Origin of the sequence: Paraburkholderia sp. SECH2 (assembly GCF_030464795.1) — a bacterium.
Taxonomy (GTDB): domain Bacteria; phylum Pseudomonadota; class Gammaproteobacteria; order Burkholderiales; family Burkholderiaceae; genus Paraburkholderia; species Paraburkholderia aspalathi.
Genome location: NZ_JALPRH010000010.1, coordinates 207,011 through 230,625 on the forward strand (window position 1 = coordinate 207,011; position 23,615 = coordinate 230,625).

Consider the following 23,615-nt stretch of genomic DNA (forward strand, 5'->3'; position numbering starts at 1 on the left):
GTGCGGTACCTAGATCAAGCGACCCGTGGCGACAAGGCGTTCTATTGGACGCCCTGCCCCACCCTCTCGTAACGGAAACTCGGGTGCCGCGTGGTCAAACGGAAAATTCCAAATCGTCGGGCGGTTCATGTTGCGCAAACTGATGGCATGACGTGTCACGCAGTGACGCTCTCTAACACGAAGCACCAGGAGTGATCATGTCAGAAAATTTGCCCGGCCGTGGACTACGCCCAAAACAGGCCGCCGAGTTTATCGGGATCAGTATTAGAACGCTTTGGCGATATACCAGAACGCAGAGCGATTTCCCGAAACCACTGAAGCTCAGCCCTCGCGCAACGATTTTTTTTGAGAATGAGCTCGCCACATGGCTTGCGAGCCGCGCAAAGCGCGCACGCGGCGTTGCCTCGATGACTAAAGAGTGCGGATTACTAGCCGTCGAAACCTACGAATGAATTTCAATGCCGTAACCGCAGCCCGATGGGGCAAGAGAGGAAATGTGTTGAACAAAAACAATGCGTCACCCGCGACACTGACCGCCTTCGAGCGAACGTTTCGGCCGGTCGAGGCGGCCCGGTCAGACGCCGATCCTGACTGCACACGAATGACTGAGATTTGCTGGCTGAACCCTGATGTCCAAGTAGCCGTGTCAGGTGTGATGGCGGAATTTTTGAGGTTGTGCTCTGCGGCTGCACCGATGCACTTCCTCCAGATCGCACAGGAACAAGCCACGGACTCGTCTCCTGCCGCTGTCGTAACGTCGTTGAATGACATTCAGCAAAGCCTTGCGTCTGAACTCGTCGTTGTGCGGTCCGAGTTCGCTGCGTGGAATGCAAACCATGCCGCCGAACGCCAGAAGACTCGAGCCCACGAACTGGCCGCGGATGACTCGCTGCGTCGCGCAGAGGCCCAACTTTTATCGGTGCGCGGCCGCTTGAAAGCTGCACCGGAAGAGCAAGCCGCATCACAAAAGAAACTGCGGGATGCCGGATTTTCGGAAGCTGACATCGGCCGAATCGGCGTCAAGCCCACTCAGGAAGAGGTCAAATCGTGGACTGCAGAGACGGAGGTCCTGAAGGCACAGATCGAGCGCATCGGGCGGTTCTTCAGCAATCGGCCGTTCTATGACGTGTCAATCCTGCAGGAAGACGACCTCACGACGCTTAGCATGTGGCAGGAGCGCCTCCCCAAGACAAATCAGCTTGGGTACCGCGCTAGCTGACGCTGCGGCCCGGCCCCGGAGGGACATGTTCAGTGGCCTGTTGAACATGTCCAATGCGCAATGGACATGTTCAGTAGCACGTTTGAACATGTCCAATCGAAAGCAAACGTCAGTAACCGACGAAAGGACAGCCAACATGGTCAAGAGCAAGCCCGAGCCGACTAAGCAGCAACCGGTCGCATCACAGTCAGCGGATAAGCCGGCGCCCGCTGAACCGCCTGAGATCGACCCAAAGAAGGTGCGAGCGACGGTGCAAACGTCTAGCACGTTACGCAATGCAATGGCGGGACAAAAGTATGCCGAGGAGTTGTTTGGTGCTGGGAACGTCGATCTGTTCAAGAACATGGATGAGCTACAGAATCGGTGCGACGACGTAAGAGACGGCGATCTCACGAGTCTCGAGGAAACGCTCACCTCGCAGATGACCACGCTGGATCTTGTATTCAGCAACCTGGCAATCAGGGCATCGAAGTGCGACAGCAAGGAACTGATGGACTTCTATTTTCGGCATGCCTTAAAGGCCCAAAGTCAGTGCGTCTCGACCGCACGCGCCATCGGTGAATTGAAGAATCCAAGGCAAATCGCTTTCGTGAAGCAGACCAATGTAGCGAACGGCCCGCAACAAATCAACAATGGCAGCGCGCAGGCGGAGCCAGTTCACGCACCCGGCGAACCGGGTACTCAATCCTCTCAGCAACTGGAGCACAACAATGGCGAACGGCTGGAGTTTGGAGCGGCGGCAAAGGCAGGCAGAGGCAATCAGGAAATGGAAACCGTGGGAGCAGTCCACTGGGCCGACAACGAGCGCAGGTAAAGCGGCGACCTCACAGAACGCACGGAAGCACGGTACGCGCTCTGCCGAAGCTATTGCCCTGGAGCGGCAAATGAATCAATTCCTCAAGGACTGCCGGCAACGCCTGCGGCCACTCTGACGGGCTAAGCCGTGCAATGCCGTCCTGCCGCCGGGGTCAACTTCAACTTGGTTGTCGGTATCACCTCGCGCACACGGAAAATTTCAACCGAGCAAACAAACTAATGGCCGTGAGCAATCGAACATGTTCAGCGCCGGCGAGCATTTTGAGGCGTCGACACCCTGGGAATTCTTAGGTGCAACCTTTCCTACGAAAACGTGGCAAAGGTCGCAGCTCCCCCAGTTATGGGAAATGGTCCGGGTTCACGCACGGACCAACGAGTGGCTCTAACGACTTCGCTGGCGAAGGTGTCGAATCAGTCGACACCTCCGGCCTCGCAACTCAGCCGGGCGGAAATTCGCGTGGGGAGTGGCACTGCACATTTTCCGTAGCGTTGGAGGGTACGCTCTGCAAACTGGCCTCCGGAATCCAGATATACGTTCTGCTCGGGCGGTATCCGCCCAAGTCGTGTCCGTTTGTATCTTCAAGCGGTGTCGAGCCGTTCCACTCCTGAACCCTCTGTGACGAAACTGGCACCCAATATGACCCGCCCTCCAGGGCCCGAACCTCACGGTGATAATGCGGCCCGCTAGACCACTCCCAAGCCCCGGTGATGTCTTTCCATTGTCCTCTTTCGTATTGCCACACCTGAACACCGTCCCAGCTCTTAATAGTCGTTCCCGCTGCATATAGGCTGCGCATAAAACCTCCGATTAGTCCGCGACAATCTTCGCGCGCAGAAGTTCGAGCCTTGTCATCGTCACTCGCTCGTTCCGATATCGCGCTCACCAGATCAGCACTTGGATATCCGCACGTCTGGCTCTGTTGCAGATTAAAGGGCGCCCGATGCCTTAACAATGGACCGAAAGTTATGGGCCGTCAGCATGGCCGTAACGACCGGTTTCTCATGCGTTCAGCAACATAACGGGGTTGGGGTAAGGGGCGAATGCACACTGAGGGCGGCGGTGAAGACCGCGGCGGGATCAGCATCGTCAGCCTAGGTCAGGTCTATATGAAACGCCCGTAACCGAAATTCCACGAAACCGAGCGCCGTGTGGGGCTTCAATATTAGTGATCCCCTTCGATCGAGAAACTGTATGAATCCAGGCAACGGCACAATCCTCACCTCTCAATGGGGCGGTCTCAGCGACTTCCTCATTGCGAAGTTCTATGCTGTCGACGAGAAAGGCATTCGGTCGCCCGACGAGACGACGGAGGTGCATGCGCCGATCAGTGACGGCCATCGGGACATGACGCTGAACTGGCAGTCGCCGTTCGAGGCGGCAAGCCCAGACACCAAAGCGCCGGCGCTTGCCGCGATGCTGCAATCCGGTGCGCTGTCGACAGTTCTTTCAGACTTTACGTCATACATAGCTGGTCAGAAGCCGACGAGCGCCCAGAACAGCCAAAGCCCGAGTGCGCTGCAGAATACCCTCAACGACCTTAAAGGTCGAACTGGCATTACGAAGTTAAACAGTACGCAGATTTTCACCGGTATGGCGCCAATCCGGTTCACGTTCAATCTTCACTTCCGCGCGCTTGCTGATCCGTATAACGAGGTGGAGGCGCCAGTCGACCAGCTCACGTACTGGGCCGCGCCGAAAAAACTGAGCACTGACTCGATTGTGAAGCGCGTCACAAGCGCGGACGGCACAGCGGGTGGCTACCTGAAAGCGCTGTTCCCGTCGTTTGCGCCGACGATGATTGCCTTCCAGTATAAGACGTACACCTTCGCCCCGCTCGTTATTGAATCAATCGGCGACCCGATTACAGCGCCGATCGCCAACAACGGCTATCACACTGAGAAAATCATCCCGATCGCGCTGGCTTCGCTGACCGCGCTCGATCGTGACGACTTCAAAGCAGTGTTTTCGCCCGGGAGTTAGCTGCATTGACAATCGGACCCTTCACTGCCGGGGATAGCGAACTGGGAATCCTCGCGCCGCTATGCGACCGCTTTGCTTAAGCGCTATATCCGGAGGCGGCACATAACAGAGGCCGATCCAGTCCGCCGGCACGACTGGCTACACCGTCGCCTGCTACGCGTCACGCGGAAACACTCTTGGTGGTCCTCGCGCTGGCAGAGCACTGTCGAGAATGATCTACGCTGGCTGGTGTGCGAATACAGCGTGCTCATAGTCGGTGTGCGGTACGACGTTTATGAGCCGGAGCACATGCTGAACGTGCGCAAACTCGCGCGAACGGCGAGAAAATACACGGGCGAGCTCCCGGTACTGCAAGCCGTGGACCGGCAACGCCGCTCGCGAATATGAGGTACCCATCGGTATGGAATGGGGGATCGTGATCACCCTTGGAGACTTGCACCCGAAGTAGTTAATTTTATGTCGCGCCCCTTCTTCTTCAGGATTCGGCGCTTATAGATAGCGGTAACGACACTCAAGAAAAATAAAATGAATAAAACCAGGTCCATCCACCCCTCTGCCGCCGAAGCAGCAGATTTTCCGTCTATGGCCTGCACGAAGGCAACGAGAAATCCTATGGCTGCGCTCGCAAGTATCGACGCGATGAAAAACCAGATCTCATACTCCGCAAGTGCACTCGCATCGACCATTTTGATTTCAATGGTCGCCGGAACGGAAACAACAATATTAAAAGGGCCGCCGACCGGATTCGACGATGGAGGTTGGGTTGACGAAGTTGCATCGGCGTGCGTCGGGCCGGCGGCGGTTGCCATAGGATTGGCGGTGGTCATTTCAGGCCGTCCTCTGGTTTATAAGCTGCCAGGTGTCCTGAGGTAGCCAACCATCATATCCGCCGCCCGTCATGATCGGGCTTATCAAAAAATTGACGTTCTCGCGTGAATTTTTCGCGACGTTGGTCAAAGCGCTCGTGATTGTCGTGCGCTGCTCTGCCCATGCCACTTGAACGATGTATGTGTTATGAATCGGTCGTACCCATGAATACGGCTTGATACACGCCAAAAGCTGGTCATTTATCTGGTTCCACCTGTCGCCGACTGCGTTGATGTCCCAAGACAACATTACATGCATGTCTTACCCCGAAGAACGTTGTAGAGAGAATTGAAGTCTTCTTTTTCACGAAGGCCGCAACGCATGGGCAGAATGGCTCCGCGCAACCACGGCAGTATAACGAATGCCACGGTCGTGATTCCAGATGTCGGGAATCATGCGCATTCGACGGCGTGGCTATTAACGTTCGCCAAAACTAGCCAGCATTAAGGCGCTTTTTTAATCGAGCTTCGCGCCACAAGATTGAATATACTGAGTGAGGCACCCATCCAGACCCCGTCATGCTCCTGAAGGCGTCGGAGCCAATCGCCGCCTCGATGCCGCTCATGGTCCCGAAGAACAGCGCAGTCGACGTGGCACATGATGCGAACGTCGTGATCGCGCAGGCGTTGCTTCATATCGCGCGTATGCGTGTTCCCGACGATCAACGTGGCGGGACGCCTTGAAGCGCGTCAGGCACCTCCGCAGCGGAAAGAAGTTAGCGTCGTATTCGATCGGAATTCACTGGCTAACTTTCGTCGTATCAGCGCTGCTACGCATAACCCTCTTCCAAATACGCTTAAACAAAACGTAGAGCGAGTCCCCCGCTGCGACAAGAAGTACCAAGGCGGCTGGAACAGCGAGGACCAAGAACATGCCCAGTTGTATTTGCCACTCGATCTTGTAGTGATCTGCGAGCGCGGCTGCACCGAAGAACCAACAGGCCGCACCCCCGAAGCCCCATAATAAGGCAGCGGTCAACGCCCCCCTGTTATACAGCTTGATCCGCTCGGAATTCTCCACGTCTGGCACGAATATCGAGTCCACGAGGGATTCGAAAAAAATGCTGCCACCAGAGGCGGCCGCAGCGAAGAAATACCATTCCACCGAAAACTTCAGCGCCGGATCGAGGTCGTGTCCACCAATCGTCATGGCCGTAACGATGACAAGAACTGCTGACGTGAAAATGCCAAGAGAGGCTCGGCCAAACAGCACTTCAAGCCGAGCGGCTTCGGGTTCCCTCTTCTCAGATACTTCTTGTTGCTGTACTTCCGCCATGCACATAGCCTCCTGTTACCGCGTAGATTAACTGCCCCCGTTGAGTTTCGGCCTATGCCGTACAGACGGGGAGCTTTCTCGGGCCAGTCGATCGCGTTTCATCGGGCGTACGCCTCCCGATGCACAGATCAGATCTGTCTAACGGCATTCCGCGCGCCAACTTGAATCTGCAAGTGAGTGCCGCACGCACTGAACATGTTCATGGCCCGTTCGGAAATTGGCTCAAAGCGACGCCCAATAAGGAGCGCGTCATAGTGCGTACATGTTCAAACCGGAAAAATGCTCGCTTGAACATGTTCACATAAGCACCCAGGATTCCGTCCCAAACAACGACCATCCGAACGACCAAGCCGACGACAACCCGAGGCGCAGACGCAACGCGTCATTAATCCACAATCCTCGCGGACTACAGGCGGTAGTTCCGCTGAAAACACATTCCTAACTATTGGAAGTGCAACTGGTATCCCAACGGCGGTTTGTCCATACGACGCGCCGGCGGCCGACTGTGGGTCCGTGACGCGTGGTGCTATGTGAACAACAACCGGACGCACGACCTCGCCGCCGACGCCCTGCTGCGCCGTGCGTTCTATCGCGCCGTTTACCCGGGCGCCACCTTGATGCACGACGACGACCCAGTTGAGAGGATCAAGTGGCGCTCGTCGCGATTCATGCCGCGTTGGGCGTCGCGTATCGCGCTGGAAATCGTGAGCGTGCGCGTCGAGCGGCTGCTTGATATCAGCGCTGAAGACGAGATCGCCGAAGGTATCCTTCGCTGGAATGCGGCTAACAGTCGCGTGCCGAAATGGCAATGTCCACCTCACTTGCAGCAGTTAGGTGAAGGTGACAACGCTGACGTTGCGCTATACGAGGGATGGCCGGTCGCGGATCCGCGCGAGGCTTACCTAGGTCTGTGGGACAGCCTGAACGACAAGCGCGGCTATGGACGGCACGTCAAGCCATGGGTGTGGCCATAGCGTTTCGACGCCATGATCGAGCGGAGCGAACACCATGCTAGCCCGCATATCGTGGCATGTGGCTGACGCCCATCGCGCAGTTGTACGCCTCCCTTGCCGCCTCCCTGAGTTTGTCGAGAATGTCGATATCTTCGTCCGTCAAAGACGCCGGGTGCTGCTGCCCTCTCGTTTGAACAATGCGCACCGTCTCCACGAGCGAATGACGGAGACTACCAATCATCGCCAATTGCCCTTTGTGCACGACTCGCTGCCTGCACCACGTCAGGCGCGTAAGCAAATCCGAAACTTCGTCGTCGGGAATCGCAACAAGATCGACTATCCCAGGCTTTGCATTCACGAACATGTTCAGAATCCCGAGGATATCGCCACTAAGCCATGCGAGTTCCGCCGCGAGCAGGTAGTTCGCCTTTTCTTCATCGACCTTGCGACGGGAAACGTCACGGCGATGTTGTTCGCCAGCAATCCAAGCCGCACCAAAGATAGCGGCGATAGATCCTATAGCTTGAACCCACGACGCAACGTCTCCAGAGTTCCAGCCCCATGCGGCTCTTGCCAGCGCAGATGCAGCGAAACCGACAAGCAATGCCGCGACGAGGCCGAACGCAATTTCGGTCCACTTCCACATTCTTCGCAATTTTTGTCCCCGATTCTCCAGGAATCCTAGCATGACGGCTCGCTCAATTATTTATTATCGTGACGCGCCGCACGCACTTTCAGACAGCGAGAAGCGCACGCATTTCCAGTATTTTGGTTTTGACCGCCTTCAAAAGCGGGATCGTCTCTGGGGGCATGGAGCCCAAATTGGCGTTGCAATTGCTGAGAATGTGTTCGGTGTCATGTATGCACTTCCTCAGGTTCACTGTGGGCCAAACGACATCTGCTTTGGCGAGTTCTCCCAAGCTTACGCTCTGAAGTACATCAAAATAATTGACGAAAACGCCCGTAATCTCCCGGACGGCATTGTCGTTTCGAGCGCGAATTGCCGCCTCAAGTGGGCCATCCAATATCTTGTCGATGGAGTCCGCCGCATGCTCTGCAAGCCTGACGAGGCCGACCTTCACATTTCGACGGTCTTGGGCTTCCCGGCGCAGAACCAGCCAGCCTTGAAAGAACGCCAACCCAATTGTGACCACAATCGCCGCGACAGTGGCGATCGCTTGCGCCCAGTAAGCGTATCCATCCGGACTCACCGCCGTGGCGCCGAAAAAGTGCGCAATAGCAACCAGAGAATTTCCCATGCGTGAACTCCCGATATTGATTTCTGCAGCGATGGTACGGGCCAATGTCGCTAGTCGCAAGACGCCGCAGCGGGGTGAGTTGTGAAAGACAGCATGGTCAACATCGGACGCGCGGCGGCTCACCATATCAGGACGCCCAGTATCGAATCTCCTAATTTTTCATTAGGGTTCCCCGTACCGTTCCTGTCCAGAGGGAGACTCAGCCGGTATGGCCGCGGCGTCATCACACTCTCGGGCTGCAATTTCAAAAAGCGCAAGGACGTCATCGATTCGGCCAGACCACTCATGAGCCACATCTTCGGCCATCGGCACGTCTGCGGGTTTGGGAATCCCCCTGCGAACGCTCACCGCGATCTCGTCGAACATAAGGTCGTACTCCGATATCGCGCGCGCAAGCCGGTATGCGGCTCTGTTCGGAAGAGGAGCGAGCGACGAAAGTTCATCGAGACTCACCTTCACCGATCCGCATTCCCGGAGTACCGCGAAGAGTTCGCCGGACGTCGAATATGTTTCGTCTGGGCCATAGGAAAAGTCGAGCCCCGCAGTCCCTTCTCGGAGCCATGCGACAAAGCGGGTCAAGCGCGGGGACAGGCTGGCGGCAACGAGATTTGCCTTGATCTGCGCGCTTTCTCGACGCAGCGATTCCTGACGCACCGATATTCCGACGGCGGCGATCACAGCCCCTACAGTACCAAGTGCAGTCGCGTAGTCCACCCAGTCCTTCATGGCACTTGCCGGGTGAACGCCAATTGCATAGCCGCCTCCCGCGGCGATGACTATCAACCCGGCGATGACTATCGCCTTGCACAATTTTTGGGACATCGTAACCTCTTGTTTATCTGCACGATGCTAGAGCAAAATCGAGTGGACCGGGCATCAACTGGGCACGATCAAGGTCGCAGCAAAGCTGCATTGGCGTTGATTTTGATAAGTATGTGGCAAACTTCATGGCCGGGAAGCGCTGGTGTACTCGCTACAAAGAATTCCATGACCAAACGGCGTTTTGGTTCTGATGCCACCCAGAAAGACGGATTGGCTCGAACATGTTTAGCTACTCGCCGTAGACAGCAGCGTCCTATTCCTCGAGCGATGCCTCGTTGAGTTGAAATCGCCATTTCTCTCGGCTTCCCTTGACCCGCTCGAGCGCACTCGTTGCCCATTCGGAATGTGTCTTAGTGAGGTCTTCAAGATTCGCACGTGTGGTATTGCCGATTGTGTGCGCCACGCGAGACTGGGTTTGGACCGCTCGGAGGCCGACAAGCACTTCGTTGAGCACTTCGCTCGGGAGCGGTTGATGCAAGGCTGTCATAAGAACGGCGAGGCTGCTATCAAGCCTAGTCAACTCGAAATTCAGATGACCTATATTTCTTTGCAAATCCAACTGAACCGCAAAGTCACCGATTGCCAGTGTGGCCTCTTCAAGAATTGCGATTGCGTAATTTGCCGCTCTGTATCTCGACCTGTTTCTTTCCCTTTCAGCAGCGCGGTCAGCCAGACGTTGTTGGCGGCTGGCCAGCCAATAGGCCGCCAAAATCGCAGCTATGGATCCAAGGGCCTGCACCCACGAAGCCCAGTCCGATTTGCTGAGGCACCAGACGTTTTGCACAACGGTGATTGCACCGACGAACAAGACGACGCCCACGTATCCCCAAAGCCATCTTTGCATGTTGCACCTCATAATTTTCGAGCGATCCTAGCATGGCTGCCCCCACTAACACTCTCGATGCAGGAGTGGTGCTGACAGACGAACAGATTGGGGCAAGGGCTACCGACCGCATGCTTGCCGACATTGACCGGCTTCTGTGCGACAGCACAAAAGCGGAAGGCATGACGCGGGCTGAGTTTGAAAGCCACCAGCGTGTCTGCTATCAACACGACAACGTGCGGGTGCGCGAGCGCGGCGGAGACGCGCCGCTTCATGGCCTGACCGCTGAGCAGGAGCGCGAAATCGCTGAGCGCGTCGAACTGAACTATCCGTCCAGTGCATACAACTAACTATCCCCACGAAAGCGCGCCCCGCTGCACTGCATGGGATAGCGGAGCATCAGAAGTTCACTTTATCCAAGGGTGCGATGGTTGCAGAGCGCGTATGGCACAAGCGAATGGCATCGCCGCCCCATAACCAGCAAGCGGAAGCGGGAGGTAGCCAGCCGCGCCGGCACCGAAGTTGCCGGCCTCAGCTTCTTCACCGCCAATCGCGCCAAGCACGTCTTCGAGGAACTCGTTCAGGACTTGCTCGTGTTCTGGCGTACCTAGGGTGCATTCCTCGAGGTTCTCCTTGCCGCCCGCCTTCCGGATCGCTCGCACCGAATTCTCGATTGCCAGTGCGGCATCCCACATTGGGTCGTCGCGTTTGAGTTTGGGTGGGTTGTTATTTGCCATGGTCTCGTTGGCGGCGCACGAGAACAAAACTTTAGAGGCACCCAATGAAAGAGCGTTTGATTCTTTTCACCGGCTCCTGTGACGCGCGTGCTACTCGACAGCGACAAACCGCAGCACGCGGCTATGGCAGTTCTCGGACCCCGTCGAATATCTCAGAACCTAGTGCTACGATGAACGCCTGCTGTGCCGACGCTGCGCCGTCCGCAACCGCCTGGTCGTATGCAGGGCGAGCTGCGAGGACAGTATTCGCAATATTGCGCATGCATGCCTGGAATTCGTGCGCATCGAGCCGAGTTACCCGATTGAGGAGGCCTCCCGGGAATCGAACGGAGACATTAGGGCCGCCTGGTGCAAAAGGCTCTTCGACGAAAAAATTCTTAGCTTCGCCGGGTGCCTGGTTCGGACGTCTGGCAACAGCGTCCCTTTGAAAGATGCCCATGCTCTGGGCGATGTTCCACAACCTGCTCTCCGGGGGTATCTCGTTTCGCACGATCGATCTCCTCGTGGTGATGGAAGCACCATATCACGGGCTCGAATAAATGAAGGAACCTGGCAAACAGAGAAGCAGACTACGTTCGCAAACGAAACTGAGCATCTTTGAGGCCCCCGCATCCCGCGCGTCATTTATCTCCGCAAGCCTCCAAGCATCCCATCACTTTCTTTTAATGCCAACCGCAGCCGATATCTCTCGAAAATTGCCTTCGCAATAAGTAATCATGTGCAAGCTACTGGTCCAGCTTGTCTGGAATGTGAAGTCTGACTCCCCGATGATGAAGGACATGTCCTGAAGGTTGATACGAAGCTTCATTGCAATGTCTAGCAACCCGCTCTCGGCGATATCGGCGACCGGAAGAGCCACAACGATGTCGTGAAATTCCATGAACTGACGAGATCTAAAGGCCCTGTATTGCCGCCAAGAACCAACTAACTGGAAAACATTTGCTGGGTCTTTCACTTCATGAACGAGTTCCGAGCCCTTTTTTGCGACCTCAACTAACGCTTTGCGAACAGCGCTCAATCGCGCGCTGTGCCGCTTCGCGTCCCGGCGACGTTGCAGCCCATATAGCGCAATCGAAGCAAACACGGCCGCGACGGTGCCCATGGCCTGAGCCCAATAGCCCGCGGTATCTACGGCATGCTGCAAGACGTCGCCTTGAGGCACGACAAACAGCGCAACCCACCATCCATAGATGGAACTAATCATCTCCTACCCCCGATTCTGTCATGCTTGGCGATAGTTCGAAGGCCATTTGCCCGCCAATTGTCTACGTCAGAGAAGTGTCCATTCGACCTTGCCGCCTCGGACGGTCTGCTCTAAGCGGCGCCAATCTGCCCCACAATCTCGGCAAAGAAACGATTCAATTCGATTCCCTATGGGTGCTCTCTTCGTTCCCAATTCGTAAAGAGCTTCATGCCCACCGTAACTCGGGTTCTCGTGTATGCGCTTGCACCTCGCGCAAAGCTTTGCTGGGTCGAAAGCCATGATGGTCTCCTGTAATTTCGAGGAATCCTAGCATGATGGAATGCCCCAATTCTTTTCAGCGGAGCTGATGGTGCGCGCGCTGATCGACAACCGCACGCATGGAGAGTGGATGCGACGATGCTTGCTATTAAGATATGCGCTGGCGAAACCAGTCGAGCACGCCCTTAATGTCCTTGCATGCGGCTACGGTGTTTGCGGCGGCGCTGGGCCGTCCGTTTCACGATCCTAAGGCGCGGATGGCAACGTGTCAGCCGCCAGCTTCTGCCTCACTGTCGCTGATGATGTTCAAGAACGGGACGATGAAAGTCAAGAGTAATGCGGATATTGTGGTCGCGCAGGGTTTGTTGCATATTGTGCGCGAGAGAGCAGGCGCCCGCCCACACGACGAATAGCCATTTCGCATAGAAACTTGCCCGTGCGACGGCCATGTGCGCAGTAAGCTGATTTCGTCATACCTTACGGCTTGGCAAAACCCGCAGAATATTGATATGCCCGCGTCGTGCTCGTATTCGCTCAACAATCAGAAACTGTCGTCGCTAGTCTGCTTAGGCCTCGGCGCCATGCCGGCGTTCTCAGGCAGGCCGGCGTACGTCAATAACCCTGCAGATACTGCCATTGCCGGTAACGGACCCATCCCGGCAGGCCGCTATTACATAGTGGGGCGCCAAAGCGGCGGTCACATGGGGTGGCTTCGCGACTGGTTCATGGACCAGCTATCAAACAGCAACCGTACGACGTGGTTTGCTTTGTACCGGAATGATGGTGTGATCGATGACGCGACGTTTGTCAACGGCGTGAAGCGTGGTAACTTCCGCCTTCACCCGAATGGACGGTTCGGTATCAGCGATGGCTGTATCACGTTGATGTTGCAGTCGCAGTTCGATCGCCTGCGCGACTTTCTCGTAGCACAGCCGGCGCAGACGATCCCCGGCACGAACATCCAGTACTACGGCACGGTGGACGTTCGATGAAGCGAGCACTACAAAAACTAGCCGCTGCGGTACTGACGCTGCCGGTCTTTATTGGCCTGACGCGTATCGATGCCCTTGTCGCCTGGATTCAGGGGGACACGGCATGGAAGGCGCTCACGCCGCTGTTTCGGCTCTTCGGGGTGATCGGTTCGGAAGGCGAGGAGGATGTCATCATTGGTGTACTTCTGGTGATCAGTTTCCTGATAGCGCTGTGCGTCGTGTTAATCATCATGGCTTCAGTAAAGCGCTGGAAGGCGCGGGAGCTACAGCCTCCGCAGTAGCCGTCACGCCCTTCCCAACAGAGACGATCGTCCCGGAAGAAGGTTCGATCACGACGTGACATGCAGCTATGCCGCAGACAAAGAAGACTGCAATGAAGCGGCACCGAGGTAATTCGAGATTACATTCGAGATGTTGTCGAGGATGATCTGCGCTGGCTGGTGTGTGAATGTAGCATGTTGATAGACAGGGAAATTCGACGTCTATGAGCCGACACACATGCAGAGCGTGCGGAAAGCTAAGGCGCGTCGCGCAACGCCATATCGGTCAATTATCGCCCCTTCCACTACACTCGCTAGATCCAACAGACCTTTCAGAAACCGCTGCCCGATTCGTGGCGGGCACCCGTAGCTGAACGCCCGGAGGTTAGTCTCGCTTACAAACAGATAATGCAAGATCTTCGCGATATCAAGACAGCGCCTCTTTCAGAAGAGCTACGCGTTCTAGATAGCCCCAACGGAACCGAGTAAAGCTGTGTCCAAAACCGTAGTGTTGGTTGCCCCAAACTATTGCGTCCCACCCAGCATCTATCAAGTCCGAGGTAGCGAAAATAAATTCCAGCGCGTCTGTGAGAAATGGCATCAACGGCTCCAACTTTTGGTAGTCGAGGCCATCTGAACTCCCATGCACAAAGAAATTGCGGACCTTGACCGCGGTGCTAGCCACCAGCGCAAGATCTGGGAATCGCTCAGCAAGTTTGTCGGTAACTAGACCGACCCGATGAAGAACTTTCCTTGTTAGGGATGGTTTATTCATTCGCCCCAACGCTCCAAGCACGCTGTTTCGTTCGACGCCAGGATTCAGTCGCCTGAAGATTTCACGACTTTCCTTCTGTGCGTTGGTAAGCTCTTGCGAAAGATCAGAGGCCGGGGGCACGGCATCCTGGGGCAGAATATCGAACAAATTTGCGGCGGCGACAAGGCGGTCAATGTCGTACGAACCACCCTTACCCACACATGCCGCGTATCGAATACGTGCTGCCCTCCATTCAGACTCCCTATTTAACCAGTTCCTGAGAACGTCCTTAAATTCTTCTGGTCGGCGAACCGCATCTAACGGGATGTCTCCGGGCTCTGGTCGGCGATCGTCGCCATTGGGTCGCTTCGGTGCAAAGACCCAATGCAGCTCAAGCGGCATGGGCTTGGTGACGGCACTGTCCGCTAGATCGAGGGAGACTGATTCAATAGACTGCTTGCGGCCCGCGACAAGGCCGAGAAATCTGTTGAGTGACATCATTCCCTCGATGCACGCCTCAAAGGCTACCGGCTCTGCGTATTCCAAGGTCACTACCATGCGGCTTGTTACGAGTTCACCGGTCGAGCCGCCAATACTGAAGGTTGGTCGATGAGACACGCGGACCAGGCCCATTGGCGTCTCCACTGCAATGACTTCATGTTTTCCAGAAAAGTAGAAAATCTGGGGAGACTCGCCAAACGTGATCTCGCGGTTTGGCTTACTCTCCTTCAGAAGAGATTCAACTATTGATTTTGAACCGAAGAGATGGCCGAAGGCGTCAAAGTCATAGAAAATCAAAGGGACGTCTTGGGTCGTGAATTGGACTGCCTTGATGGACGGCTCGTCCGGCGCAATGTGCCGATCGCCTATCGTAACAAAGTGAGGGAAAATCTCGGCGAAGTGATATTGCCCCGCCTCACCTCGATTTCCACTGCTAATGGATCCGACGATACACTGCAAGCAACTCACCTTCCGTAGGTCCACCAATTCACCATTGATCACCGCGGGCCCGGCAAGCGGGGACAACTCGCGCTTTAGGTGAAGATGCAGTAAGGTGTTCCTGCCCTTAAGATGCAAGTTTCCAAATACTTCTTGGCCATCCGGCGCTGTAAAGACACCCGACGTTTGCAGCTTCTTTTTTCTAGATTTCGTCATGGTCGCGTCTCAATCCGCCGAATTCTGATACTCGTGTTATGTCTCAATGCCATTCGACAGAAGCGTGTGGCTCGCTATCTCCATTCGGCCGTTCAGCCATGAGTGCACTGGGTCAGGATGGATGGCTAGCTAGTGACACCGCGACATATTAGCCATTTCATCGATGTTCCGCACCCCTTCGCAGCGGGGTGATCGGCGGAATATTCTCTATGATGCCCCAATTCACTCAAGGGAGCCTCACATGGCACTACCTCAAGCCGACGATGCCAATCCGGCTACTGTCTTCGTGGCTGCGGTGGGGTTGAGCAAGACAAGGGTTAGCAGCCGATCCGCATAGAATTTTGGCGAGCGGTTGCGCTCGTTGCGGGGCGACTGGTTTCGCCATACATTATTGCAGTCGGCCGCGCAAAAGCACCAATTACCGCGCTCGACGGGGAGTCCGAATGAACGAGCCATATCGCCCGCCGGAAGTACGATGGGGCCGTCATGCGAACTCATAAAGCACATACCGGGGGCCACATGCCATTGCACGATATCCGCTCGACCTTCCTTCCCTATTGCCTTCAGCGGCAAGAGGACGGTCGCTATGCAATTCTGAACCGAGAGTACAAGCCAGTAGGGTTCTGGACGCGTTCGCACGTCGACTACGATGCCTACCCGACGCTGGTAAAGATTAAGGGGCTCACTGCGAAGGTCGCCGCTTCCATATCGTACAAGGGGAGCGAGGATCGGGATGCCATTTTTCTCTACAACGACGGGTGCGTGCCTACAGATTCGGCCGCCAATATGACTGCCTATCTGAAGCGCATCGCTGTGATGGCCAAGCTGAAGATTGACGGCCAACCGTCGAGTCGCAAACATCGGCCATCTTTGGCTACCGAATGAGGATCTCATGCCATTAACACTTAAACGAACTGACCGCGGTTTAGTAGAAACGTGGCACGGCATGCTCGATCGAGTCTTCCCGGAGAGTGTCCCGGAGACAGCCAGATGGGTAGGTTTGCCATCTATATTGGCGATCCTCGAAGCCTTGAGTGGAACAACCGCGATTCACGTTTTCTTGCCCGAGAGTGGTGGTCAGGATCTCGGCTGGGTCCAGCGGTCGAGCGAGCCCGGATGCCTCGAATTTGCTCCCGAGACCGAATATCACGGGCATCGCGCGTATATCGCAAAGGTGCTTTCGCTTGATTTTCGCGTTCCTACCGGCAACCTGCTTGAAGCACACTTCGTCTTACATACCGATTCGCTTCAGGCAAAGCGCTCCGACACGATTCGAATGGGTGGCGTGGCCGAGGAGGTTCTAAATCTCGGAGATGGTGAGTACGTCGAACGCTATCACTTGGATCAAGGTCATTTGGAGAACGGCCGGGAGTTGCCGGAAGAGCGCCGCCTTGAGATTCGATACTTGCGGCCGGCGCGCTTCGCGATCTTCAGTAAGGTATCAGCGTATAACCGGGTGCGACTTCCCAGCTTTAACGCATACGGCGGCGTGCATGAAGATGCCTCATCGTTCGATGCAATCGTGGATCGGCTAAGTCAAGAGCCGCGCAGTTGGGAGGATTAGCCTGTCGCGGTAGAGAATTGCCCGAGCATATCAAGCGCTCCGAAATGCAAGCCCGTCCAATACGCCTGACGGGTCTTTTGTTTCCACCGGACAGGCCAAGACATTGCCGCTATTTCTGCTTCGCGGTGGATGTCGCACCCGACGGTGGTTGGGGCGTCGCGGGGGTGCCCATGCTCTTCTCGACGACAGCCACCTGCTTCGGCGGAGGCACGACGACGGCTTTATACGCCGCTACACCGCCGACAAAGAAGACAGCGAAAGATGCGGCACCGAGGAAGATCGACATCGAATTGGAGAAGCTTCCTAAGTATTTCCAGCGTCGATTCGTGTCAGAATAGTGAAACTGCGCGTGTCCGAGTTGCGACAAGTAGCGAAATCCTGACGCCGTTCCGGCGACTCCAACGCCAACCATGAACCATAAAAGCGCACTGCCTATTTGTGATAGCAGCGGCACCCCCGTCTGCAACTGCCCCTTGGTGATTGCATTGCCTGCGAACGCCAATATAGTGGCTGCGGCTCCGCCGTTAATGACGACCGCCGACCTCAAAGCCGTCTGACCCGCTTCGACCGTCGATTTCAACATCTCGGTACTCATCGCAGAATGTGCGGAGAGTCGGGCTTTCCATACCTCAAGCTGGTGGGCGGCTTGAGGCTCCGTGATAGTGGACTCGGCGCTCTCCTGTTCCTTAGCCGTAGCTAAGATGCCTGCGAGGTACGCATTCAAATTGACGATCGACAGTTCTTTCGCGCCGCTCTTCTCCGCATCGAGGATGGCGTCTTGTATTTCTTTGATCGCTTCAGAAGCTTTCATATCGTGATGGTTCCGGTACAGGTCTGCATACGGTAGCACGACGCAGTAGTCGTGCATCGCTCATCCACCCGTCCAAACATAGCTCGAACATGTCCTCAAGCAGCAAACAAGTCCAGCATAGACACGCCTGCGAACAACGGTCTCTCGGAATGGAAAGGCACTCGGTATTCAGACGATATCTAAACGTTGACTAAGGCTACGTGGAGTTTCTCCGAGGGGATGTCATATGCGAATTGCTTCTGCGACCACCACAGCCCAGCTTCCGTATAAATACGCGGTCGCTGCGTATTCAGCATCGAACCACACCTCAACGAACGAAATAAGGAAAAAGTGACGAGGAGGGGCTCAGACGGTACCGCACATTGTGTGGACGCTGAATCATCCAGAGATCCTTCAATGCCCACATCCGCACCGTTTCAACCCACCATTACTCTGGCGGGCCTTACGGCAATTTTCAACGCTCAAAGCACCGGCGTCGAGTTCGCACTCTCGCATATTGCGTTCGGCACCGGCCAATACACGCCCGACGGCAGCGAGACGGCTCTGCAAGTCGAAAAGGTCCGTGTACCGATCGCCGGCGGCGGTCGCATCAGTTCGACGCAAATCCAGGTCTATGCCGTCGCCATGGCTGCACTTGGCCATCCGTTCTTTGTCGGCGAAGTCGGCTTCTTCGGCGACGACGGCGCGACGCTTCTGGCTGTCTATAGCAGCACCGCGACGCCGAGCCTCTTTCTGTCCGACACGGTTTCGACGTCTGTTTCGTATGCCCTTGGCTTGGCTGCCCTCCCGGCGAATTCAGTTACGGTCACGATCGATCCGAGCGCTTCGGCCGCGCTACTGCTGATCGGGAATCACGTCGCGGCGGCCGATCCGCATCCGCAGTATGTGGAGAAGGTCAATGGCGTTGCCTTCTATGATCCGACGCTCACGTTCAATCTCAACGCAGAGATTATCGGCGACGACGGGCTGTGCTATCAGTCCATTCAGGCAAACAATATTGGGCATGCGCCGTCGTCTTCGCCGACGTGGTGGGTGCCTCTGTACAATTACGGAGACACACCTGTCACCGGCCTGACGAACGCCAACGTCACGCTCACGTCGACGCAGGCCGCGCGCGCGCACATTACCCTGAGCGGCACGCTCACGGCGGCGCTCAACATCGTTTTCCCGAGCTGGGTCAAGGATTGGACGGTCGTGAACAACACGACTGGAGCTTTTGCGCTCACATGTAAGACCGCTGCGGGCACGGGCGTGGTGATCCCGCAAAACGGCTCGCCGACGAAGATTAGAGGCGATGGCACGAATATCACGCAATTGCCGGAGAACGTTGCAGCTGCTTCCTCGAGTCAGCATCCGGCTCAGCTTAACCAGGTCGCGGCAGTTCGCGGGGCATTTGCGAACCTCAAGCTAAGCGCGACCGGATCCGGTGCGACCGTCAACATCAGCGCAGACCAGCTTGTCCTGCGCGACGCAAACAACGTTCCGTATCTTTTGAACGGTGTAGCGCTGACGCCTTCAACTGGCGGAGCAGTAGGTGCAAACTCGCTGGATGCTGGCGCGTGGGCATTCAGCACGTGGTATGCCGCGCATGTCATCTACAACCCGACGACACAGACAACGGCGGCGCTGTTTTCACTGTCTGCGACTGCGCCGACGCTGCCTATTGGATATACGGCGTGGGCTCGGGTTGGCTGGATTCGCACTCTGAGCGCGACGAACTTCTGGGCTCTCGCGTTCACGCAGAAAGGACGTACTTTCCGCTATCAAACTGTTGGCGGCTATCCGGTCATGCTGGCGTCTGGTTCGGCAACGAGTTACACGGCACTCGCAGTCGGCGCATTTGTTCCGACTACGGCGGCAAAAATTCGCGTGTACGTCTTTTCGAATAGCAACCCGGCCGCAAACTGGGTCGGTATCGTCTCGCCTGACGCCATCAACCCGGAGGTCAACATTTCCGGCAACGGCAGCTTCAATTGGGTGACAAGCAGTGACCTGCTACTGGCGGGCACGAATATCTATTACACATGCTCTGGAACAAGCCCTGCCTTAGGCATTGGGTGTGTCGGTTGGGAGGACAATCTGTGACTTACGCATATTCGAACAGTGGCATTTCTTTTCGCGCAGTAGACCCGGACTATGAGGCACAAACTGGCGAGGTGGTATTTTCTGACATCCCCACAACCTCGCAACTTGCGACAGTCTTTCCATTGTTTGCAACGGCGCAAGCATCAATTGCATGGTCGGCATATCAGGCAAGTGCCAAGGCCGCTTTAGATGTGTCGGACATCACCATACTGCGCTGTTACGAGAAATCCGTCGCAACGCCGACCGAGTGGGCAACCTATCGCGATGCGTTGCGCGCGATCGTCAGCGCCGCCGCGGGCGATCCGATGCAGCCGCTGCCAACGAAGCCTGTTTATCCGGCGGGCACCTAGTACGGCTAGCAGAGCCACCTCCGGGCGGTTTTGTTGCGTTCTGATGGGCGACAAAATCCGCGCGTATTGATACTCGCGTATCGCTTCGCCCAGCACCCATCTTTCACGATAGAGTCCGATGAGATGCATATTCCTTTGACTACAGGCTGTGGCTTGCTTCGCCCGATCGCGCAAGCGCTACGCGATATTCCTATTGATGCCTACGTCCCACGGCGCGAGCTTGATCAAGGGCCAGACGACAGCCCAAATGATGCCAGCAACGATGCTCAATCAGCAGTCTATCGGCGGCCGCGTCGACGGCTGTCTGATGATGAGTCGATTGAGGAGTTGATGCGCGAACGTCTGATCGTCGCACGCAAGCTCAACAGTCTGGACCAGAAGGAGGCTTCGGCAAAGCTGGGCTATAAGAACTCAAGCCAGCTTTCGAAGGTGGAGAGTGGGGACGCACCCCTACCTAAGTCTCTTCTGCGCAAGGCAGCGATCGCGTTTGGCGTATCGAGCGACTGGTTGCTAGGAATATCGAACGAACCAGAACGTGAACCACTCGTTGCCGGTACGATGGGCGTGATGCGCGCGCTGCACGAAGCGACACGCAAACAGGCCGAGCGTGTTGCCGTCGAGATGCTGGCGCTCGCAAACGATCAATTGCCCCTCGAGTCTCATCTCCGAAGATTGCTGACGACGTCACGTTGCGTAGCCGACTCGTTCGACCGTTGCTTTCGAGGCAATGAGTATTTTGAGACCGAAGTCCGCGGAGGCGCCGCGCTCATGGCCGCTACGGACGATCTGTTGGAGACAACAGTCAACATTGAGCGGTATCTGGACCGACGCAATGCGTTGGCTCAAGCGCGACTGGACCAAGTTGAAATCGACTACGAGATAGAGAACGAGGCTGACGGGCTTTGAGGGCAACTTTGGCGCGCCCCTAGGATGCGCTACTATGTTTCCAGATCGGGCTGACGGACGGATCGCGTCGGCGGCTAGTTGAATTCCGTTAGCGGTAAGGATCTCATGAATCGTGACACACTTGTGGTGGTCCGCGATTACCTTGTGACCGTTGATGTCTCGTTTGGAATTGCCATGCCAAAAACTGTCGTAACACCGTTTGTCGCATCCGAGTATTTGGACAGCGAAGAAACAATCGACGCGTATCTTGCGACCGTCACTGAAGAGAATGATCCGGAACTACTTCGCCGGGCGCTTGAGGACGTTGAGACGGCGCGTGCGCGCCTGAGGAAAGGTGCCACCGAGACGCCAGACGCGCTGTAGCTGTCATTTCCAGCACGAACCATACGGCGCGTGTCCCGCCCGATAGGATTAGAAAGGATATTTAATGATTGGAGACCCCAAATCCAGTCTGTTGACTAACAGCATTATCAGCGCGGTTAGTTTTGAAGGCCTGAGCATTACGACCATCAGCGGCGAACCGGCAACGCTTGCGGTTGTCGACAAGGACGGAAAAATAGTCGAAATGGGTCCGAACGTCGCGCGCGAAGCGTGGAACGTTGCGCTCGCCTCTTACAAAAACTTCCTCAAAGGCACAGGACACCTCCGGGTGCATTCGAAGCCGCCTGGTAAGTTGAAGACATAGCAGAAGTGAGCGCCGCACTCAATGGCCAGACCATCGCGCACGCGGCCCCGCGACATGCACGTCACAGCGCTAGCTGATCGCTAGCCCACACAATAGGCCTCAGACGGTCTTTCGTTTCGATATCTGACCGTGCTCGCGCAGAATATCGTCATCAGGGCTGGGCGCCTCAAGGAGCACGGGCCGACGAGCACCGACGAGGTAGCCGTGCTCGCGCACAGCAACGGTTCGCCGCGAATCCAAGTATGTCGCGAGGTCCTCAATATGGACGAACATGGCCGCCTTCTGCGAACTATCTGAACTGATCACGGGAAAGCCGAAGTCATTGCCTCGCGCGCGTCGCGTGAAGGTTTCCACGGAAAGGTGGGGAAAGAAATTTGCACGCACCACATCCACCGGAATCAGCGGTGAGTTGAACAGGGATTCAAGTCGTTCGAGAGTGGACTTCATGTCGTAAGTTCTGTCGTGAAGAAAAGGATACTGATCTACTTCGTCTTGCGTCGTCCTGTATTCGGCGGCGGAAGCAGGTCGGATTTCGGGCACCCTTCGGCCCACTCTTCGATTTCTCGGGCGAGCCACGCGACACGTCTACCGGACAACATCCGCGGTTTAGGAAACGCGCCTTCCTGCATAAGCTTGTGAATGCTTCCCTCCGATAGGGACGTGACGACTATTGACGTCCGCAAGTCAAAAAATATGGGCTTAACTGTCGCAGTGGCCACCTTATTCATGAGACGACATCCAACACAAAGAGGTTCATTTAGTGCTCAGCACGCCGTTCGACCCCGGCGATGGCAAGCTTCTCGATCACGGCCGCGTGACTCGCTCAGACGTCCTTTAAAGGCAGTGTCGTGAGCCGTCCGCGCGCAAAGCGTTTGTTTTGGCGCTTTGATTCACAGCACGGGATTTGGGCAATAAGTTAGCGCACTTCTAATCTATGCGCATGCGCATATTTTTATGCATATAGGACTACAAAATTCCTCGCAGTGTCGAGCCTTGCAATCCGGGAGAAGGACGCGATGTCGGTGGCCACCGCACCCACTCTCAGCCTCGCAACGGCGGCTTCCCCGGGGCGCCCTCACTTATCCACCATCAGCCAGCTATTCTCCCGGTTCGCCGACCTCCTGAAACCACCGCTGTTCCCAGATGGAGAGTCGGTCCTTTTTTTGATGTCGCCGCGGATTGCCGCACATCCAGCAACTGCAGGGCGTGGGTGTATCGACGACCTTGCCGAGTTCATTCGACGTCAGCCGGCGACCCCACCAGTAATACCCCCGATTTCTTTTGATTCGCGCCCGATCCGCCCGGCGCCGCGCCGTACCTGCCATTTCGCACCTCCATTTCAAATGCTGAATGTGCGAAAGCCCGCTCGCGGCGGGCTGGTGGGTAACTACTGTTTGTGGGGAATTTACACCTTCCTGTGCCACTTGTCGCGATCGTCCGGAAAATACTGCACGCGGTGCACCTGCAACTGAGGGGGCCGCATCGCATCTAACTAGATCGCAAGTCAGCGCCACATGCCGTATAGATTCCGCGGACGATCGGCGACCGATAATCCAAGCGCCAGCCATCCGTGAAAAGCTTAGCTAGAGACGCCGAGTCTGCGAAGCGTGGCAGCTTCGCAAAATCCAATGCGATCCGCTCTGACAGGGCGCCTAGGTAGACGCGTTCCGTCCAATCAGCGTCAGCGCCATTGCCGGCCAACCAGATACGAGATGATCGGTGCGCAACCATTCGCCGGTGCGCGCTCGAGCCACAAGTTGCCCTACTACCAGATAGCAGAGCAATTCGGCGCGGGCCTCGTCGTCGAGGTTACTCTTCATCGTTCTCACGCTTTTTGCG

At 56.1% G+C, this 23,615-nt stretch carries 29 protein-coding genes; 16 read left to right on the top strand and 13 right to left on the bottom strand.

Annotated features, from left to right (window positions below; translation table 11 throughout):
- The first annotated feature begins 197 nt into the window (after positions 1-197).
- The 4 genes from M0D66_RS18985 to M0D66_RS19000 all read left to right on the top strand — a co-directional run bounded on the left by M0D66_RS18985 (position 198) and on the right by M0D66_RS19000 (position 4,016).
- Positions 198-452 (top strand): AlpA family transcriptional regulator, encoded by a 255-nt coding sequence (locus M0D66_RS18985; RefSeq protein WP_266211128.1) that lies wholly within the window; start codon positions 198-200, stop codon positions 450-452.
- 47 nt (positions 453-499) lie between these two features.
- Positions 500-1,219: a hypothetical protein gene (locus M0D66_RS18990; protein ID WP_266211129.1), complete on the top strand. Its 720-nt coding sequence runs from the start codon at positions 500-502 to the stop codon at positions 1,217-1,219.
- A gap of 136 nt (positions 1,220-1,355) precedes the next feature.
- The gene (locus M0D66_RS18995; RefSeq protein ID WP_266211130.1) at positions 1,356-2,033 is read left to right on the top strand and encodes a hypothetical protein; all 678 of its coding nucleotides are present in this window, start codon (positions 1,356-1,358) and stop codon (positions 2,031-2,033) included.
- A 1,149-nt stretch (positions 2,034-3,182) separates the two neighbouring features.
- Positions 3,183-4,016: a hypothetical protein gene (locus M0D66_RS19000; RefSeq protein ID WP_266211131.1), complete on the top strand. Its 834-nt coding sequence runs from the start codon at positions 3,183-3,185 to the stop codon at positions 4,014-4,016.
- 419 nt (positions 4,017-4,435) lie between these two features.
- On the opposite strand, the gene M0D66_RS19005 is transcribed toward M0D66_RS19000, so the two are convergent.
- Positions 4,436-4,843: a hypothetical protein gene (locus M0D66_RS19005; RefSeq protein ID WP_266211132.1), complete on the bottom strand. Its 408-nt coding sequence runs from the start codon at positions 4,841-4,843 to the stop codon at positions 4,436-4,438.
- A gap of 558 nt (positions 4,844-5,401) precedes the next feature.
- On the opposite strand from M0D66_RS19005, the gene M0D66_RS19010 reads away from it, so the two are divergent.
- Positions 5,402-5,566 (top strand): hypothetical protein, encoded by a 165-nt coding sequence (locus M0D66_RS19010; protein WP_266211133.1) that lies wholly within the window; start codon positions 5,402-5,404, stop codon positions 5,564-5,566.
- 55 nt (positions 5,567-5,621) lie between these two features.
- On the opposite strand, the gene M0D66_RS19015 is transcribed toward M0D66_RS19010, so the two are convergent.
- Entirely contained in the window at positions 5,622-6,158 is a 537-nt protein-coding gene (locus tag M0D66_RS19015; RefSeq protein WP_266211134.1) for a hypothetical protein, read from the bottom strand.
- A gap of 530 nt (positions 6,159-6,688) precedes the next feature.
- Between M0D66_RS19015 and M0D66_RS19020 the strand changes: the two genes are divergently transcribed.
- On the top strand, positions 6,689-7,132 hold the full coding sequence (locus tag M0D66_RS19020) for a hypothetical protein (protein WP_266211135.1): 444 nt from the start codon (positions 6,689-6,691) through the stop codon (positions 7,130-7,132).
- A gap of 37 nt (positions 7,133-7,169) precedes the next feature.
- On the opposite strand, the gene M0D66_RS19025 is transcribed toward M0D66_RS19020, so the two are convergent.
- From M0D66_RS19025 to M0D66_RS19040, 4 genes are all read right to left on the bottom strand, one after another.
- Positions 7,170-7,799, bottom strand: coding sequence for a hypothetical protein (locus M0D66_RS19025; protein ID WP_266211136.1), 630 nt, complete (start codon positions 7,797-7,799; stop codon positions 7,170-7,172).
- A 46-nt stretch (positions 7,800-7,845) separates the two neighbouring features.
- On the bottom strand, positions 7,846-8,370 hold the full coding sequence (locus M0D66_RS19030; protein WP_266211137.1) for a hypothetical protein: 525 nt from the start codon (positions 8,368-8,370) through the stop codon (positions 7,846-7,848).
- A gap of 162 nt (positions 8,371-8,532) precedes the next feature.
- Complete coding sequence (locus M0D66_RS19035; RefSeq protein ID WP_266211138.1) at positions 8,533-9,192, bottom strand: hypothetical protein; 660 nt, start codon at positions 9,190-9,192, stop codon at positions 8,533-8,535.
- A 253-nt stretch (positions 9,193-9,445) separates the two neighbouring features.
- The gene (locus M0D66_RS19040; protein ID WP_266211139.1) at positions 9,446-10,036 is read right to left on the bottom strand and encodes a hypothetical protein; all 591 of its coding nucleotides are present in this window, start codon (positions 10,034-10,036) and stop codon (positions 9,446-9,448) included.
- A gap of 68 nt (positions 10,037-10,104) precedes the next feature.
- On the opposite strand from M0D66_RS19040, the gene M0D66_RS19045 reads away from it, so the two are divergent.
- Complete coding sequence (locus M0D66_RS19045; protein ID WP_266211140.1) at positions 10,105-10,365, top strand: hypothetical protein; 261 nt, start codon at positions 10,105-10,107, stop codon at positions 10,363-10,365.
- Positions 10,366-10,422: 57 nt separating this feature from the next.
- Here M0D66_RS19045 and M0D66_RS19050 read toward each other — a convergent pair whose 3' ends face one another.
- Both M0D66_RS19050 and M0D66_RS19055 read right to left on the bottom strand, forming a co-directional pair.
- On the bottom strand, positions 10,423-10,752 hold the full coding sequence (locus tag M0D66_RS19050) for a hypothetical protein (protein ID WP_266211141.1): 330 nt from the start codon (positions 10,750-10,752) through the stop codon (positions 10,423-10,425).
- A gap of 652 nt (positions 10,753-11,404) precedes the next feature.
- Positions 11,405-11,956, bottom strand: coding sequence for a hypothetical protein (locus M0D66_RS19055; RefSeq protein ID WP_266211142.1), 552 nt, complete (start codon positions 11,954-11,956; stop codon positions 11,405-11,407).
- Between the two features lie 767 nt (positions 11,957-12,723).
- Here M0D66_RS19055 and M0D66_RS19060 point away from each other — a divergent pair.
- Together M0D66_RS19060 and M0D66_RS19065 are read left to right on the top strand one after the other, a co-directional pair.
- Positions 12,724-13,206, top strand: coding sequence for a DUF2778 domain-containing protein (locus M0D66_RS19060; RefSeq protein WP_266211164.1), 483 nt, complete (start codon positions 12,724-12,726; stop codon positions 13,204-13,206).
- Complete coding sequence (locus M0D66_RS19065; protein ID WP_266211143.1) at positions 13,203-13,487, top strand: hypothetical protein; 285 nt, start codon at positions 13,203-13,205, stop codon at positions 13,485-13,487. Before M0D66_RS19060 ends, M0D66_RS19065 begins: the two co-directional genes overlap by 4 nt.
- A gap of 406 nt (positions 13,488-13,893) precedes the next feature.
- Here the strand turns inward: M0D66_RS19065 and M0D66_RS19070 are convergent, their stop codons facing one another.
- Positions 13,894-15,375: a HEPN domain-containing protein gene (locus M0D66_RS19070; protein ID WP_266211144.1), complete on the bottom strand. Its 1,482-nt coding sequence runs from the start codon at positions 15,373-15,375 to the stop codon at positions 13,894-13,896.
- Between the two features lie 519 nt (positions 15,376-15,894).
- On the opposite strand from M0D66_RS19070, the gene M0D66_RS19075 reads away from it, so the two are divergent.
- The gene (locus M0D66_RS19075; RefSeq protein ID WP_266211145.1) at positions 15,895-16,260 is read left to right on the top strand and encodes a hypothetical protein; all 366 of its coding nucleotides are present in this window, start codon (positions 15,895-15,897) and stop codon (positions 16,258-16,260) included.
- Positions 16,261-16,267: 7 nt separating this feature from the next.
- Positions 16,268-16,939, top strand: a complete 672-nt coding sequence (locus M0D66_RS19080; RefSeq protein ID WP_266211146.1) for a hypothetical protein — start codon at positions 16,268-16,270, stop codon at positions 16,937-16,939.
- Between the two features lie 109 nt (positions 16,940-17,048).
- On the opposite strand, the gene M0D66_RS19085 is transcribed toward M0D66_RS19080, so the two are convergent.
- Positions 17,049-17,750: a hypothetical protein gene (locus tag M0D66_RS19085; protein WP_266211147.1), complete on the bottom strand. Its 702-nt coding sequence runs from the start codon at positions 17,748-17,750 to the stop codon at positions 17,049-17,051.
- Positions 17,751-18,146: 396 nt separating this feature from the next.
- Between M0D66_RS19085 and M0D66_RS19090 the strand changes: the two genes are divergently transcribed.
- From M0D66_RS19090 to M0D66_RS19110, 5 genes are all read left to right on the top strand, one after another.
- The gene (locus M0D66_RS19090; protein ID WP_266211148.1) at positions 18,147-19,835 is read left to right on the top strand and encodes a phage tail protein; all 1,689 of its coding nucleotides are present in this window, start codon (positions 18,147-18,149) and stop codon (positions 19,833-19,835) included.
- Positions 19,832-20,185: a hypothetical protein gene (locus M0D66_RS19095; RefSeq protein ID WP_266211149.1), complete on the top strand. Its 354-nt coding sequence runs from the start codon at positions 19,832-19,834 to the stop codon at positions 20,183-20,185. The genes M0D66_RS19090 and M0D66_RS19095 overlap by 4 nt, the downstream gene beginning before the upstream one ends.
- 123 nt (positions 20,186-20,308) lie before the next feature.
- Positions 20,309-21,091 carry a helix-turn-helix transcriptional regulator gene (locus M0D66_RS19100; protein WP_266211150.1) on the top strand — a complete coding sequence of 261 codons (783 nt, stop codon included), beginning with the start codon at positions 20,309-20,311 and terminating at the stop codon, positions 21,089-21,091.
- A 105-nt stretch (positions 21,092-21,196) separates the two neighbouring features.
- Positions 21,197-21,454: a DNA-binding protein gene (locus M0D66_RS19105; RefSeq protein WP_266211151.1), complete on the top strand. Its 258-nt coding sequence runs from the start codon at positions 21,197-21,199 to the stop codon at positions 21,452-21,454.
- A gap of 64 nt (positions 21,455-21,518) precedes the next feature.
- The gene (locus tag M0D66_RS19110) at positions 21,519-21,776 is read left to right on the top strand and encodes a hypothetical protein (RefSeq protein WP_266211152.1); all 258 of its coding nucleotides are present in this window, start codon (positions 21,519-21,521) and stop codon (positions 21,774-21,776) included.
- A 99-nt stretch (positions 21,777-21,875) separates the two neighbouring features.
- Here the strand turns inward: M0D66_RS19110 and M0D66_RS19115 are convergent, their stop codons facing one another.
- From M0D66_RS19115 to M0D66_RS19125, 3 genes are all read right to left on the bottom strand, one after another.
- Entirely contained in the window at positions 21,876-22,223 is a 348-nt protein-coding gene (locus M0D66_RS19115) for a pyocin activator PrtN family protein (RefSeq protein WP_266211153.1), read from the bottom strand.
- A gap of 35 nt (positions 22,224-22,258) precedes the next feature.
- Positions 22,259-22,504, bottom strand: coding sequence for an AlpA family phage regulatory protein (locus M0D66_RS19120; RefSeq protein ID WP_266211154.1), 246 nt, complete (start codon positions 22,502-22,504; stop codon positions 22,259-22,261).
- Positions 22,505-23,428: 924 nt separating this feature from the next.
- Positions 23,429-23,596, bottom strand: coding sequence for a hypothetical protein (locus M0D66_RS19125; protein WP_266211155.1), 168 nt, complete (start codon positions 23,594-23,596; stop codon positions 23,429-23,431).
- Between the last annotated feature and the right edge of the window lie 19 nt (positions 23,597-23,615).

Bases quoted from the DNA above. Each gene is read 5' to 3' on its own strand.
- M0D66_RS18985 (WP_266211128.1), top strand. From the start codon at position 198: ATGTCAGAAAATTTGCCCGGCCGTGGACTACGCCCAAAACAGGCCGCC.
- M0D66_RS18995 (WP_266211130.1), top strand. From the start codon at position 1,356: ATGGTCAAGAGCAAGCCCGAGCCGACTAAGCAGCAACCGGTCGCATCA.
- M0D66_RS19005 (WP_266211132.1), bottom strand. From the start codon at position 4,843: ATGACCACCGCCAATCCTATGGCAACCGCCGCCGGCCCGACGCACGCC.
- M0D66_RS19010 (WP_266211133.1), top strand. From the start codon at position 5,402: ATGCTCCTGAAGGCGTCGGAGCCAATCGCCGCCTCGATGCCGCTCATG.
- M0D66_RS19015 (WP_266211134.1), bottom strand. From the start codon at position 6,158: ATGGCGGAAGTACAGCAACAAGAAGTATCTGAGAAGAGGGAACCCGAA.
- M0D66_RS19025 (WP_266211136.1), bottom strand. From the start codon at position 7,799: ATGCTAGGATTCCTGGAGAATCGGGGACAAAAATTGCGAAGAATGTGG.
- M0D66_RS19030 (WP_266211137.1), bottom strand. From the start codon at position 8,370: ATGGGAAATTCTCTGGTTGCTATTGCGCACTTTTTCGGCGCCACGGCG.
- M0D66_RS19035 (WP_266211138.1), bottom strand. From the start codon at position 9,192: ATGTCCCAAAAATTGTGCAAGGCGATAGTCATCGCCGGGTTGATAGTC.
- M0D66_RS19040 (WP_266211139.1), bottom strand. From the start codon at position 10,036: ATGCAAAGATGGCTTTGGGGATACGTGGGCGTCGTCTTGTTCGTCGGT.
- M0D66_RS19050 (WP_266211141.1), bottom strand. From the start codon at position 10,752: ATGGCAAATAACAACCCACCCAAACTCAAACGCGACGACCCAATGTGG.
- M0D66_RS19055 (WP_266211142.1), bottom strand. From the start codon at position 11,956: ATGATTAGTTCCATCTATGGATGGTGGGTTGCGCTGTTTGTCGTGCCT.
- M0D66_RS19060 (WP_266211164.1), top strand. From the start codon at position 12,724: ATGCCCGCGTCGTGCTCGTATTCGCTCAACAATCAGAAACTGTCGTCG.
- M0D66_RS19065 (WP_266211143.1), top strand. From the start codon at position 13,203: ATGAAGCGAGCACTACAAAAACTAGCCGCTGCGGTACTGACGCTGCCG.
- M0D66_RS19070 (WP_266211144.1), bottom strand. From the start codon at position 15,375: ATGACGAAATCTAGAAAAAAGAAGCTGCAAACGTCGGGTGTCTTTACA.
- M0D66_RS19075 (WP_266211145.1), top strand. From the start codon at position 15,895: ATGCCATTGCACGATATCCGCTCGACCTTCCTTCCCTATTGCCTTCAG.
- M0D66_RS19080 (WP_266211146.1), top strand. From the start codon at position 16,268: ATGCCATTAACACTTAAACGAACTGACCGCGGTTTAGTAGAAACGTGG.
- M0D66_RS19085 (WP_266211147.1), bottom strand. From the start codon at position 17,750: ATGAAAGCTTCTGAAGCGATCAAAGAAATACAAGACGCCATCCTCGAT.
- M0D66_RS19090 (WP_266211148.1), top strand. From the start codon at position 18,147: ATGCCCACATCCGCACCGTTTCAACCCACCATTACTCTGGCGGGCCTT.
- M0D66_RS19100 (WP_266211150.1), top strand. From the start codon at position 20,309: ATGCATATTCCTTTGACTACAGGCTGTGGCTTGCTTCGCCCGATCGCG.
- M0D66_RS19105 (WP_266211151.1), top strand. From the start codon at position 21,197: ATGAATCGTGACACACTTGTGGTGGTCCGCGATTACCTTGTGACCGTT.
- M0D66_RS19110 (WP_266211152.1), top strand. From the start codon at position 21,519: ATGATTGGAGACCCCAAATCCAGTCTGTTGACTAACAGCATTATCAGC.
- M0D66_RS19115 (WP_266211153.1), bottom strand. From the start codon at position 22,223: ATGAAGTCCACTCTCGAACGACTTGAATCCCTGTTCAACTCACCGCTG.
- M0D66_RS19120 (WP_266211154.1), bottom strand. From the start codon at position 22,504: ATGAATAAGGTGGCCACTGCGACAGTTAAGCCCATATTTTTTGACTTG.
- M0D66_RS19125 (WP_266211155.1), bottom strand. From the start codon at position 23,596: ATGAAGAGTAACCTCGACGACGAGGCCCGCGCCGAATTGCTCTGCTAT.